Source organism: Ruegeria sp. CDSA241, assembly GCF_059611265.1.
Genome location: NZ_JBXWPF010000026.1, coordinates 16693 through 30393 on the forward strand (window position 1 = coordinate 16693; position 13701 = coordinate 30393).

Here is a 13701-nt window from a genome sequence, read left to right on the forward strand (position 1 = left end):
CTTCTCCTGTCAAACGTGATAGCTGTGGTGCCCGGTCGGTGTGTGTACGACGCCTTCGACTTCAGTTCCGTGGTAGAAACCAAATGTACCGTGGCTGTTTTCCTTTGCGTAACGGCGCAACATCGAATTTTCAGCCCCGTCGCGTACGCGTTCCAGCGGCAAGTCGCCGAGATCAAAGTATTGCATGCCGTCAGGGGGCTGCCCATGAACGCTTCCGTGGTAGATGATCCGCTGCGTCCCGCTTTTGGATATTCGATAAACCGCATAAGGATGCGCCAGCTCTACAATCAAATCTCGGTTTGACAGATCAGTGATCAGCCCATCTGTAGAATTGTTATTTGCAGGAGCAACCGGCACTGAAATGTGCCCGCTTTTGTCAACGGAGAGTAGGACCCGATCTTCGTTGGCCAGTACTGCTCCGACGGTCACACCACCTGCAGTGGCGGCCTCTGTCAGGGCACTGTTGAGCCCCAAATCGAAATAGGCACCGCGAAAGTAGCCCAGCGGATGTCCCTCGCGCGTTTCGAAATCCTCCACGCGGCCGATCAGGATCAGATGGTCACCAGCATCGACCAAACGGTGTCGGGCACAGCTGAACCGGGCGAGCGCACCGTCTATCGTGGGCATGTTCCGCGCGTCAGGTTGCCAGGCTGCAATGTCGAATTTTTTGGCTGATTGAGACGCGAAAAGGCCCGAGATTTCTTTTTGGTCGTCCGACAGGACGTTGACCGTGAAATGATCCGCCTGCAGGAAGGTTTCAAAGGACAAGGCCTGCTTACCGACACAAACCAGGAGTAGAGGTGGGTCGAGAGAAACGGAGGTAAATGAGTTCGCCGTGAACCCGCGCGGGGTCCCGTCCGGCTGCCGGGTAGTGACCACTGTCACACCGGTGGCAAAGCGCCCGAAGGCGTCGCGCAGCGCCTTCCCGATTAAGGGTTCCGTCGACTCCGGTGGGGTCAATCCTTCCAGAATGCTATTGTGCTCACCTAGCGCAGGAGGGGTCGTCAGTGCACCTTGGCGGTGCCGACTGAACCGCAACGGGTTTGCTGCCACGGTCCAAGGTTCATGTCCCGCATCCGGATGCGGAACCTTCGCCAGCATGCCGCGGCTGGCTACATGAGGGTCGGCCGTGATGTCCGAGATAGTGTTCATCGGGCCGAACGGGACCTGGCCACCCAGTGTTGCCGTCAATTGCTCCTTAGTCCGTTGTCGGGTCCAATCGCTTACGATTTTGTTGACTTCGGACGCATGGTTGGCCCGGGCCGCCCTTGTGGAGAAGCGGTCATCTTGTCCAAGCGACGGTTGCCCCATCAGCCGTGTCAAAAGCTGCCAAAACGCATCGTCGACAATTCCAAGCGCGATGTGGCCATCGGCTGCCGGGTAGAGGCCAAACGGGGAAAGGAAGGGATGCCCGTTGCCTTCAGGTCCGGGCACCTTTCCTGTCACGTCATGCAAATACACCATTCGTTCGCAAAGCGAGATCATGGCATCATACATGGCCACATCCACAAACTGCCCTTTGCCAGTCGCTTCGGCCTCGCGCAGGGCAGCCATGATGCCGAAAGCCATCATCATGCCGGTGAATATGTCACCTACCCCGGGTCCGGTCTTGGTGGGTGTGTCAGAATTCGGACCGGTGACGGACATCAGACCGCCCATGGCCTGCGCAACCACATCGTACGAAGGCCAGTTGGCATAGGGGCTTTGGCCTGAGCGCGGGTCGCCAAAGCCTCGGATCGCGGCATAGACGAGCCGGGGGTTGTCGGCAGCAAGGCTTTCATAAGACAGGCCAAGGCGATCCATCACGCCCGGGCGGAAATTCTCGACCATGACATCCGCCGTTGCCGCAAGATCTCGAAAAGCCCTACAGCCCTCGGGCGATTTCAGATCAAGCTGCACGCTTTTCTTGCCGCGGTTCAGGCTTACAAAGTAGCCGGCCCAGGCATGATCCGGGTCGTCTTGACGGAACGGTCCGTTGCCGCGGCTGGTGTCGCCATGTTTGCCTTCGATCTTGATCACCTCGGCACCGTGATCCGCCAGATGCATTGTACAATAGGGACCTGAAAGCATCCGGCTCAAATCCAACACACGCAGGCCTTTGAGGATTTGGGTGCTCATGGCTTCAGATCCAGATTGTTGAGAAAGCTGCGGAGTGGCTTGTTCACAGCGTCCGGGTCTTCGGCAAGTGCCATATGCCGCAGTCCCGGGAGGATAAGTGCACTGCCCCCCGCAATCTCGCTTGCGATGGCATTCGCCATCTCTGGCCCGTTGCCGAAATCCTCATCACCCGTAATCACCAGCGCAGGGCAAGAAATCGGCGGGCTTGGCGCAACAATTTCGTCGATACCATCGACCAGCACGCGATAGATGGTGTGGTAAATTGCTTTGTCATTGGCCATGACCCAGTCACGAACCGTGTTCATCATACGAGGGTTGGATTGGCGGAACGCATCGGTGAACCATCGGTCCAGCGCGGCTTCGACTGTTGCCTTTGGTCCGTCCAGCCGTGCCTGTTCCACCCGTTTCAAGATTGCCTTTTGTGCGGCGTCGGTTCGTTTGTGAGGGGAATGCAGGATCACCAGAGCTGAAACCCGTTGCGGCACATCCTGGGCAAACCGACGCGCGATCATGCCCCCCAATGAGAACCCTGCGATAACCGCGTTTTGGATGGCGCAGTGGTCCAGCAAGCTCTCTAGCTGGCGTGAAAACATTGAAAGGCTGGGGCATTCGGGCGGTGGGGCACTTTGCCCATGTCCAAATAAATCATAGGTGAGAACGCGAAAGCGATCAGGCAGTGCAGGGATCGTCCATTGCCAGCAATCCTGGTTCAGGCCCAGCCCATGGATCATCACCACAACAGGCGCATCTTCTGGTCCTGTCATTTTGAAATGGGTTCCGTCTGGTGTTATGCCCATCAGGATTGGTCCTCAAGCGGACGATAGGCCACAACTTCGACCTCAACGCGGGCATCCACCAGAAGATCGCTGACCACAGCCGACCGGGTTGGAGGCTCAACTGGAAAATAGTCGGCGTAGACGGCGTTAAATCCAGGGAAATCGTCGCGCTCCCGCAGCCAGACCATGGCCTTGATGACATCTTCGCGGGTGCAGCCTGCCTCGGCCAGTGTCTTGGTGATGTCGTCCAAAACTGCGCGGGTCTGCTCTTCGACGGTGCCATCGGTCATGGGAATGCCGTCTCGCATCGGAATTTGCCCTGTCAGAAAAACGAAATCGCCTGCCCGGATGGCGCGGGAAAGCGACAGAACCCGCCCGCCAATTTCCAGTGGACCTCCGATAACCTGCTTTTTGTTACCCATTTCCAAGCCTCCCTTTGGAACAGCCTGCACCCATGATCGGGCGCAAGACTCGGATTTTTCGACAGGCTGCGTCGTATTTTCATAACCCTGAGACGCGAAAGCAGACATGAATAGGAAGACAGCAATCAGGGGGGAGGCACGCCATGGCTGATGTCAAAAACTATCAGATGCTGATTGACGGTGACTGGGTCGACGCCGCGGATGGCGGTACTTTCGACAGTATCAACCCCGCCAATGGTGAGGTCTGGAGCCGTGTTCCAGAGGCGACCGAGGATGATATCAACCGAGCGGTCACGGCAGCACACACTGCTTTTGTCGGCGGCCCCTGGGCGCGGATGACACCGACCGAGCGCGGCAAATGCCTGCGCAAGCTGGGCGATCTTCTGGCGGATCATTCCGAAGAGCTGGGACGAACTGAATCCATCGACACTGGCAAGATGCTCAAGGAGACGCGGTGGCAAGCCAAATATATTGCCGAGTTTTTCCACTTTTTTGCTGGGTGTGCGGACAAGGTAAGCGGCGAGACCCTGCCCATCGACAAACCTGACATGTTTGTCTTCACCAAGCGCGAACCCCTCGGTGTGGTTGCCGCTGTGGTGCCATGGAATTCGCAATTGTTCCTTGTGGCGGTCAAGATCGGTCCGGCATTGGCTGCCGGGAATACGGTTGTTCTGAAAGCATCTGAACATGCCAGCGCGGCGATGTTGGAATTTGGGCGACTTGTCGAGATGGCCGGTATCCCGCCTGGTGTTGTCAACATCGTGACGGGTCATGGAGAACCTTGTGGACGGGCTTTGACCGGGCATCCACTGGTGGCGCGCGTCTCATTTACCGGAGGTCCAAACGCTGCGCGCCATGTATTGGAAAACGTCAAACGCAACTTTGCCGAGGTCTCATTGGAACTGGGCGGCAAGTCGCCCTTTATTGTTTTTGATGACGCCAATATCGAAAGTGCAGTCAATGCCTCAATTGCCGGTATCTTTGGTGCGACAGGGCAAAGCTGTGTTGCCGGATCGCGCCTCTATTTGCAAGAGGACATCGCGGATGAGTTTCTCGACAGGATGGTGGCGCAGGCGCAGCAGATCCTCATTGGCGATCCACTGGCCGAAGAAACTCAGATGGGGCCGCTTTGCACCGCCGGACAGTTGGACCACATCCAACGCGAGGTCGCCTTCGCTCAGGAAGAGGGCGGCAAGGTTTTGGTGGGGGGCAAGCAGCCGGAAGACAAATCAGGGCTCTATTTCGAGCCAACCATCATCGACTGCCCACGGCAGGACCTGCGGATCGTCGATACAGAGCTTTTTGGCCCTGTTCTGTGCGTTCAGCGCTTCAAGACCGAGGCTGAGGTGCTGGAACTGGCCAATGATACCGAACACGGGCTCGCGGCGGGTATTTTTACCGCCGACGGTGCCCGATCCTTGCGCATGGCGAACGCGGTGCGTGCAGGGATCGTCTGGGTCAACACCTACCGCGTTGTATCCCCGATAGCCGAGTTTGGTGGCGTCAAAGGATCCGGCTATGGCCGCGAAAGCGGGTTCCAGGCGATCTACGACTACACCCGGCCCAAGACGGTCTGGATGAACACATCGGATGAGCCGTTGGCGAACCCGTTTGTAATGCGCTGAGGGAGGTGAGCATGAAATTCCAACTTGCCGTAAACATGGAGCGGATCGACAACAGTCTGGATATGAAAGACGTCGCGCGCCACACATTGGAGATGGTGCAAATCGCCGAGGATGGCGGTTTCGATATCGTTTGGGCTGCTGAGCATCACGCGCTGGAAATGACGATTGCGCCCAACCCGTTCCAACTGCTGACTTGGTGGTCATCCGAGACCAGCCGGATCCGGCTTGGTACGGCGGTGGCGACCGCTGCGTACTGGCACCCGATTAACCTGGCTGGTGAAGCCGCGATGCTGGATCTTTTAAGCGGCGGTCGGTTGGAGTTTGGTATCGGGTCAGGTGCCTATCAGCGCGAGTTCGATCGCATGAAGCCGGGCCTCAAGCAATCTGATGCGTGGCGCTATATGCAAGAGATGCTGCCCACGGTGCGCGAGTTGTGGAAGGGCGATTATGCGCATGAAGGCGAATATTGGCAATTCCCGACATCAACCTCGGTACCCAAACCATTGCAAGCCGAGGTTCCGGTTTGGGTCGCGGCGCGCTCGCCGATCACCTATGACTACGCCATGCGTGAACGCTGCCACGTGAATTGCTGGCCTTTCACCCGCCCGTTCGCTGAGGCCGAGCTGTACAAAAAGCAACTCGATGAGGCGATTGAAAAAGCGGATAATGGCTGGGTGCCACGTTTTGCGCTGATGCGCCATTCCTGCGTTTACGACAATGCGGCCGATGGCGAAAACGCGATGAAGGCGGTGCGACGATTGCTGAGCCAGTTCGAAAACCTCTATCGCAATTTGGGCGATGTCAAAGATGGTTTTCCTGCTTCCATTCCGCTGGATCAGTTGGAGGGCCGGGAACAGTATGATCCCTTGATGCTGGAAGAAAACCTAATGTTCGGTTCACCTGAGCGTGTGATTGGAAAGCTCAAGAAATATCAGGGGCTCGGTGTAAACGAGTTCATCTACTATGCCTCGATGGGGCTGGATCACGCGGCGCAGCAGCGATCCTTGCGCATGTTCTGCAACGAGGTCATGCCGGAATTCAAGGAGGACTGAAGCAATGGCAGAAGGGGTCAAAACACACCGCGACGGCCACGTTCTGGAAATCACACTAGAGCGGGGCAAAGTAAACGCCATCGACGTTCCCACCAGTCAGGCCTTGGCCGCGGCGTTTCAGGAGTTGCACGAGAACAAAGACTTGCGTTGCGCGATCCTGACCGGGGGAGGAGATCGGATTTTCTCGGCCGGTTGGGATTTGAAGGCCCTGAATGAGGGTGAGATGCAGCTCGACAACTGGTGGGAGAGTGATGACTACGGGTTCGGCGGGTTCACGGGTCTGACCGAGAATTGGGCGCTCAACAAGCCGGTTATCGCGGCCATCAACGGTCTGGCCATCGGCGGCGGGTTTGAAATGGCCATGGCCTGTGATCTGCTGATTGCGGCGGAACATGTGGAATTTGGCTTGCCTGAAATGCCTTTGGGCATCGTTCCAGATGCGGGGGCACTGCAACGCCTGCCTCGGAGAATACCGCACAATATCGCCATGGAGATGTTTCTGTTAGGCCGTCGCATGACCGCGACCGAGGCGGCGCATTACGGGTTGGTCAACAAGGTGGTCCCAAAGGATCACTTGATGACTGCGGCCCGGGAATGGGCGGCCTCGATTGCCTGGTCAGCGCCTCTTGCGATGCAATCTGTCAAAGAAGTGCAGCGTGAGATCGAGTGCGTGCCGCTGGAACAGGCCTTTCACAAGATGCGAACCGATCCGATGCCGATCTACCGCAAGATGCTGAAATCTGACGACGCGGCAGAAGGTGTCGCGGCTTTTGTCGAAAAGCGTGAACCCAAATTCAAGGGTGAGTGATGTATCCTGACCCCTCATCGATCACCCGCATCACCAGCATTGGAGCCGGCCCCATCGGCGGCGGCTGGGCAGCGCATTTTCTTGCGCGTGGTTATGATGTGACCGCCTATTTGCATGACGCGAGCGAATCCGATGCCTTTCACGCAATCTTACGAACTGCTTGGAAGAGCTTGACGGATTTGGGGCTTGCCGCCGGTGCGTCGCTTGACCGCTTGCGCATCGTTACAGATTTGGAGGCTGCACTGGACGGCGCCGAATTTGTGCAGGAAAGCGCGCCCGAGCGTCTTGAGATCAAGCAGGCACTTTATCAACGACTCGGGCTCATTTTGCCAACAGAAGTCGTGATTGGCTCTTCCACGTCCGGCTTGATGATGACCGACATCCAAGCGACTTGCGCGACACCGGAACGCTGTGTGATCGGCCATCCCTTCAATCCACCCTATTTGCTACCACTGGTCGAAATCGTGGGCGGCGAACAGACATCACCAGAGGCGGTGGCTTGGGCCGGGAAATTCTACGAAATCGCGGGCAAGGCCCCCTTGATGATGAAAAAAGAGATCCCCGGCTTTGTCGCGACCCGACTGCAAGAGGCGCTTTGGCGAGAGGCCCTGCATATGGTCGCCAATGGAGAGGCAACGCCGGAAGACATCGACATCGCACTCATGAACGGCCCGGCGCCTCGTATGGTCTCGCAGGGTCAGTGTATGGCTTTTCACGTGGCCTGTGGTGCCGGAGGCATGGCCACCAACCTGGATCAGTTCGGCCCGGCTCTTAAACTGCCCTGGACCCGTTTGGAGGCACCTGAGCTGACGAAGGAATTGCGCGATCGCATGGTCGATGGCTGCAACGCTGTCGCCGGCGACCGAGATTTCGAGGACATGGCAGCCCAACGAGATCGCGAAATAGTTGCAGTGCTGAATGCTCTGCGTCACTCCCGCGGGGGATAACCTTGAGCGGGCACGTTGTTCAGAATGGACAAGAAATCCGAGAGAGAGCCGGGCCAGCTGGGTGCCGGCTCGCTTTTCGGCCATGCCTCACGGTATTCGGATGGGCGCCGGCCGAAGAATTTACCGAATGAATAGGCAAAATGTGACAGTGTATTGAATCCTGATGCGGTGGCAATCTCGCGTACACTGAGGTCGGTCGAAATCAACAGTAGGCGAGCATTCTGCAATCGGCGCAATAAGCCGAATTGCACCACGGTACAGCCCACGTGTTTCTTGAATTGGCGTTCCAGTTGACGCTGAGAAACACCTAGAACATCAGCGATTTGGGGCACTTTGAGCGGCTCTTCTATGTTTTCTTCGATCAGGGTCATCGCTTCTCGGATCAACGGAAGCATGGTTTCCGTGCTCCGGCCCATGGTGCTGCGCTGGGGTGAGGCGGCGTCGCGAATGGGGTGATGCAGCATCTGGTCTGCAATCTCCCCCGAAAAGCCGCTGTCGCTGATGGATTCAATCAGCCTTAGCATCAGATCGACCCCAGCCAACCCGCCCGCGCACGTCATTACCTTGCCGTCAATAGTGAACAGACACTCATGGACATCGACCCGATCAAAGGATTCCCGGAACCCGCTCAACCACGACCAGTGAATAGTCGCAGGTTTGCCGTCCAACAGGCCTGCACGTGCGACGATGTAGCTGCCCAATTCAACGCCGCAAACAGTTTCGCCTGCGCGTGCGCGTTTTCGCAACCAGGTGAGTAAAGCGGTGTTTTCGTAGTGTTCAGTACCCCAACTGCCCAACACAAACACAAAACCTGCCGGAGTGAGGCTCCCGTAGTCGGTGTCAACTGCGGTCGTCATGCCATTGCTGGCAACAATCTCAGGACCGTCGAACGAGACGATGTCCCAGGAAAACATCGGTTCTGGCGCCAGGTAATTTGCGATCCGCATGGTTTCGATCATGGTGATCAGCGTGGTCAGGTTGAAACGCGGGACAACGACAAATACGGCATGCCGTTTAGCCCGAGCCATATGCGTTGTGATGTCGACATGCATTGGTTTTACCAAGAAGCTTTAGGTCAGATTTTTCGCCATTCTAACCTAATCTGTGGCGGATAATCGACATCTTTATCCGTCAATCGCGCGGCAATCTAGGTAAAAAGGGGGGCTCGGATATGACCTACGAAGTTGTGCTGACCTGCGCAGTTACCGGTGCGGGAGATACGACCGGCAAGAGCTCTCACGTGCCGGTGACCCCGAAAGAAATTGCTGATGCGGCAATCGAAGCCGCCAGGGCAGGGGCCTCTGCCGCGCATGTGCATGCGCGTGATCCTGAAACGGGGCAGGGCTCGCGCGATCCGGCGCTCTTCAAGGAAATCGTGGATCGAATACGCGAAAGCGATACGGATGTGGTCATCAATGTTACGGCAGGTATGGGGGGCGATTGGATTTCAGACCCGTCCAATCCCGCCATGCCCGGTCCGGGCACCGACATGATCGGACCAGAAGAACGGCTGGCCCATATCAAGGAATGCCTGCCTGAAATCTGCTCTCTCGATTGTGGCACGCTGAATTTTTCCGACACGGACATGATCTATATTTCCACGCCACCGACACTGCGTCGGATGGCGGCACTGGTTCAGGAATGGGGTGTGAAGCCCGAGCTTGAGGTCTTTGATCTCGGCCATATCCGATTTGCCAAGGCGATGGTGGAGGAGGGGCTGATTGATGCTCCGCCGATGTTCCAGTTGTGCCTTGGAATTCCATGGGGGGCCGATCAAACGGTGGAAACCATGGCGGCCATGAAGGCGCAACTGCCCGTAGGCGCCAGCTGGGCCAGTTTTGGGATTGGGCGGGGGCAGATGCCGATGGCAGCCGCAGCTGTCGCGCTTGGCGGGAATGTGCGTGTCGGTCTTGAGGACAACATCTACCTTGATCGCGGGGTTCTGGCGACAAACGGCCAGCTTGTCACCCGCGCCCGAGAGATTATCGAACGGATGGGTGGGCGGATCCTGACACCGCAAGAGTCGCGCAACAAGCTGAACCTGAGGGGGGCGGATGGCTGATCCAACCCAAACCGGTAGCTTGCAAATTCGCAATGTCTCCAAGTTTTTTGGTCAGTTCCGTGCTGTCAACGACATCTGCCTGGATATCCGAAATGGAGAGTTCCTGACGCTGTTAGGCCCGTCGGGATCGGGCAAAACCACCTTGTTGATGATGATCGCCGGGTTTCTCGACATATCGAAAGGAGAGATTGCGCTGGACGGTGCGTCCATCTCGAATGTGCCCGCCGAAAAGCGCAACTTCGGCATGGTGTTTCAAGGATATGCTTTGTTCCCCCATATGACTGTTCGCGACAACGTAGGTTATGCGCTAAGCGTGCGTAAACGCCCCGCCGACGAAATTCGGAACCGTGTCGACGAGATGCTGGAGCTGGTTCAGCTTCAGGAGTTTGCAGATCGCAAACCGGGGCAGTTGTCTGGTGGTCAGCAACAACGTGTGGCCCTTGCACGTGCCTTGTGTTTTGCGCCGCCTGTGCTGTTGCTGGACGAACCGCTGGGAGCGCTGGACAAAAAGCTGCGTGTCGAAGTGCAGGAGCAGCTCAAGGACATTCATCGCCGCGTTGGCACCACCTTCATCTATGTCACCCATGATCAGGAAGAGGCACTGTCGATGTCTGACCGCATCGTGATCATGCGCGACGGCGCGATCGAGCAGGTCGGAACGCCAAAAGAGCTGTACGAGCGCCCGATCAATCAGTTCACCGCCAGTTTCCTCGGGAAATCGAACTTTATTCATCAAAACGGAAAGGTCTTTGCCCTGCGCCCAGAAAAAATTGATCTGATGCCTGGCAACGAAAACACCGAGGCCCGGATGAGGGGCGCCATTCGCAGCATCACCTATTTCGGCTCGATGCAGCGGATCATCGTGGACACCGACGAAGGGGCCGAGATTGAGGTAGATATCGACGTCTGGCGCAACGCCTCTGATCTGACAGAGGGGGTGCGGGTGGATTTGCTTTGGAAGGACTCAGCAGCAGTGGAGCTACAAACGGGCTAGGCACCCCAACACAGAACGCCCAGAGGCGTCATGACCGAAAGCCGGGTCAAATCTCGGATCAAATGGGAGGAAGAAAATGCACGATAAACAATTCAAAAAGGAAATGCTTGCCGAAAGTGCCCAGGCGTTTAGGGCTGGCCGTATGGACCGGCGCACGTTTCTTGCGCTTTGCGGTGCCTCGGGTGTTGCAATGAATGCGGTACTGGCGGGCGACGCCGAAGCGGCGGCAGACCATGTCGTGATGTGGAACTGGGGCGGCCAATCCGAAGAATGCCATGGCTCGGCCATCGGTGAGGCCTTTACCGCTAAAACCGGCAAAGGTTTGAAGTTTGATACCTCTGGTCCGCTGGAAGGCAAGATCAAGGAAATGGTCGACAGTGGCAATGTGACTGCCGATGTGGCGGATGCGGACTTATTCAACGCCGTGTCACTTGGACCAACCGGGCATCTGGAGCCGATTGACTATTCCGTGGTGTCCAAGGATAAAACGCTGCCCGGCTATGCGCTGGAATATGGGGTGTCGATCATCCTCTACGGGTATGCCTTTGTGTATGACACTGAAGCCTATGGCGATAATCCACCGCAAAACTGGGCCGATTTCTTTGATACCGAGAAATTCCCCGGGACCCGTGCGCTTTACAAATGGGCAAATGGGTCGCTCGAGGCCGCATTGATGGCCGATGGCGTCGCTGGCAGCGATCTCTACCCGCTTGATATGGACCGCGCTTTGAACAAAATCCAGTCGATCAAAGATGACAGCCTTTACTGGGGCTCGGGATCGGAAGTTCACTCGATGGTGGTCAACAACGAGGTCTCGATGGCGATCATCTGGCAGAACCGAGGTCGCAACATCGAAAACGACACTGATGGCCAGTACAAGTTGGTGAACAATCAGGCGATGGCGATGCCGGGGGCCTATATTGTGCCCAAGGGCAACCCGGCTGGTGCCGCAGTCATGGATTTCATCGCCACGGCGCAGGACATACCAGCGCAGTTGGCGCTATTGGATTGCCTTGGCATGACCCCGTCAAATCCCGAGGCCTTTGACCAGATTCCCGAGGACCAACAGCCTTATGCGATAACCTCGGCCATGAACATCGACAAGATCGTCTACAACGATCCGGAATGGTGGGGCAACAACGGCGGCGACGCGGTGAATGCCTTCCTCGAAGCGATCAGCTGATCGCTTTAGCTTATGGTCACCCGATCCTAAGGGTCGGGTTGCCAAACCCTTTCCGAAAGCTCTGAATGCAAGCCTTAAACCGTCATATCCACCCAGGATGGCTGATTATCGCGCCTTTGCTGCTGATGGTGGTCGCGCTCTATCTGGGGCCGATCCTGAATATCCTTTGGCTAAGCGTGACAGACCCCGAGCCCGGGTTCGGCAACTATGCCAAGCTGACGGAAGGTGACGCCCTGATCCGCATTGTCTGGACCACGGTACGCATCTGCATCATCACGACGGTCTTCAGCGTCATTTTCGGCTACTCCATCGCCTATGCGATGGTACACTGCCATCAACGCCAGAAGACTTACATGCTGACCCTGCTATTGGTGTCGTTCTGGATCTCCATTCTCGTACGCACTTTCGCCTGGCTCATGTTGCTGGGACGCAAGGGGCTGGTCAATGTCACATTGGAAGACATCGGCCTGGTTGCTGAACCCATCGCCTTCATGCGCAACGAGTTGGGCGTTCTGATTGGAATGGTGCACTACATGATCCCCTATGCGGTGTTGCCATTGCTGGTCTCAATGCAATCCATTGATCAGAGGGTGATGGACGCCTCGCGCAACCTGGGGGCCAGCGGAAGCCAGACCTTCTGGCGGGTCTACCTGCCGATGACCATGCCGGGGCTTGTGGCTTCGACCCTGTTGGTCTTCATCCTCAGCCTCGGGTTTTATGTCACACCGGCCGTATTGGGCGGCGGCAAGGTGCTGATGGTGGCGGAATACATCTCGGTTCAGTTACTGGTAACCTTGAAGTGGGGCACGGCGGCGATGCTGGCGGCCATCATGCTGTTTGGCGTTCTGGCGATGCTTTGGATCATGTCGCGGTTCATGAAGCTGAGCACGGTGTTCGGGGGGGCAGCGCGATGAAGCCGGGCCTGTTCTCATTTTTCAACCGCGTGGGGGCCTGGGTGCTGCTGTTGTTTCTGGTGACCCCGGCCCTGATTGCCATCCCTGTCTCACTGACGCCGAAACGCTTTTTGTCCATGCCGCAGCGCGAGTATTCTTTGCGTCATTTCCAAAAGCTGTTCACCAGTGAGGAATGGCTGTCGAGTTTTTTCCAAAGTGGCGTGATTGCCCTGTCCTGCTCCGCATTAGCGACGCTTTTAGGCACGCTTTGTGCGATCGGTCTATGGCGGGTGTCATCGCGGTACAGCGAATTGGTTCGCGCCTTTCTGCTGCTGCCTTTGATCATACCGCAGATTATTTCCGCCATGGCGTTCTATCGGTTGTGGATCCCTCTGGGTCTATTGGACAGCTACGCCGGTTTGATCCTTGCGCATACAATCCTGGCAGCCCCAATGGTGCTGATCACGGTCAGCGCGTCTTTGGCAACGTTTGATCCCAAGCTTGAACAAGCCTCCAAGAATCTCGGGGCCTCCAACTGGACCACCATGCGCCGGGTGATCCTGCCTTCGATCAGGCCGGGGGTTTTTGCCGGGGCGCTCTTTGCCTTTATCCTCAGCTGGGATGAAATCGTGGTGACCTTGTTCATCTCGAAATACAGCGTCTACACGCTGCCGCGCCGCATGTGGAACGGCATCCGTGAAAACACCGATCCGACAGTGGCTGCCGCTGCCGTGATCCTGATTGCCATCACCCTGATTGCCTTTGCCGTTTCTGCCGTTCTGTCGCGGCGAAACGCGCGGGCTCAGGCAGAATGAATGAGG

Annotated in this window: 13 protein-coding genes; 9 read left to right on the plus strand and 4 right to left on the minus strand. The window is 57.0% G+C overall.

Annotated features, from left to right (window positions below; all coding sequences use genetic code 11):
- Positions 1–9: 9 nt before the first annotated feature.
- From AC2FJV_RS18845 to AC2FJV_RS18855, 3 genes are read right to left on the minus strand one after another with little or no spacing between them, the layout of a single operon-like run.
- Complete coding sequence (locus AC2FJV_RS18845; RefSeq protein ID WP_496714336.1) at positions 10–2118, minus strand: CoA transferase; 2109 nt, start codon at positions 2116–2118, stop codon at positions 10–12.
- Positions 2115–2882, minus strand: coding sequence for an alpha/beta fold hydrolase (locus tag AC2FJV_RS18850; RefSeq protein ID WP_496714338.1), 768 nt, complete (start codon positions 2880–2882; stop codon positions 2115–2117). Before AC2FJV_RS18850 ends, AC2FJV_RS18845 begins: the two co-directional genes overlap by 4 nt.
- Before the next feature lie 32 nt (positions 2883–2914).
- Positions 2915–3316 (minus strand): RidA family protein, encoded by a 402-nt coding sequence (locus AC2FJV_RS18855; RefSeq protein WP_010443810.1) that lies wholly within the window; start codon positions 3314–3316, stop codon positions 2915–2917.
- Positions 3317–3459: 143 nt separating this feature from the next.
- Here AC2FJV_RS18855 and AC2FJV_RS18860 point away from each other — a divergent pair, with 143 nt between their 5' ends.
- The 4 genes from AC2FJV_RS18860 to AC2FJV_RS18875 are packed head-to-tail and all read left to right on the plus strand — an operon-like array spanning position 3460 to position 7748.
- Entirely contained in the window at positions 3460–4941 is a 1482-nt protein-coding gene (locus tag AC2FJV_RS18860) for an aldehyde dehydrogenase (RefSeq protein WP_496714341.1), read from the plus strand.
- A gap of 11 nt (positions 4942–4952) precedes the next feature.
- Positions 4953–5993, plus strand: a complete 1041-nt coding sequence (locus AC2FJV_RS18865; protein ID WP_010443814.1) for an LLM class flavin-dependent oxidoreductase — start codon at positions 4953–4955, stop codon at positions 5991–5993.
- A 4-nt stretch (positions 5994–5997) separates the two neighbouring features.
- Positions 5998–6801: a carnitinyl-CoA dehydratase gene (locus tag AC2FJV_RS18870; protein WP_010443816.1), complete on the plus strand. Its 804-nt coding sequence runs from the start codon at positions 5998–6000 to the stop codon at positions 6799–6801.
- Entirely contained in the window at positions 6801–7748 is a 948-nt protein-coding gene (locus AC2FJV_RS18875) for a 3-hydroxyacyl-CoA dehydrogenase NAD-binding domain-containing protein (protein ID WP_010443818.1), read from the plus strand. The genes AC2FJV_RS18870 and AC2FJV_RS18875 overlap by 1 nt, the downstream gene beginning before the upstream one ends.
- On the opposite strand, the gene AC2FJV_RS18880 is transcribed toward AC2FJV_RS18875, so the two are convergent.
- Positions 7730–8800, minus strand: coding sequence for a GlxA family transcriptional regulator (locus AC2FJV_RS18880; RefSeq protein ID WP_010443820.1), 1071 nt, complete (start codon positions 8798–8800; stop codon positions 7730–7732). The genes AC2FJV_RS18875 and AC2FJV_RS18880 overlap by 19 nt on opposite strands.
- A gap of 119 nt (positions 8801–8919) precedes the next feature.
- On the opposite strand from AC2FJV_RS18880, the gene AC2FJV_RS18885 reads away from it, so the two are divergent.
- The 5 genes from AC2FJV_RS18885 (at position 8920) to AC2FJV_RS18905 (ending at position 13695) form a co-directional block, all read left to right on the plus strand.
- Positions 8920–9810, plus strand: coding sequence for a beta-keto acid cleavage family enzyme (locus AC2FJV_RS18885; RefSeq protein WP_120981302.1), 891 nt, complete (start codon positions 8920–8922; stop codon positions 9808–9810).
- Complete coding sequence (locus tag AC2FJV_RS18890; protein ID WP_029622289.1) at positions 9803–10804, plus strand: ABC transporter ATP-binding protein; 1002 nt, start codon at positions 9803–9805, stop codon at positions 10802–10804. The genes AC2FJV_RS18885 and AC2FJV_RS18890 overlap by 8 nt, the downstream gene beginning before the upstream one ends.
- A gap of 76 nt (positions 10805–10880) precedes the next feature.
- Entirely contained in the window at positions 10881–11987 is a 1107-nt protein-coding gene (locus AC2FJV_RS18895; RefSeq protein WP_010443823.1) for an extracellular solute-binding protein, read from the plus strand.
- 65 nt (positions 11988–12052) lie between these two features.
- Entirely contained in the window at positions 12053–12901 is an 849-nt protein-coding gene (locus tag AC2FJV_RS18900; protein ID WP_010443824.1) for an ABC transporter permease, read from the plus strand.
- A complete protein-coding gene (locus tag AC2FJV_RS18905) occupies positions 12898–13695 on the plus strand; it encodes an ABC transporter permease (protein WP_010443825.1) in 798 nt (265 codons plus the stop codon). The genes AC2FJV_RS18900 and AC2FJV_RS18905 overlap by 4 nt, the downstream gene beginning before the upstream one ends.
- Positions 13696–13701: the final 6 nt, after the last annotated feature.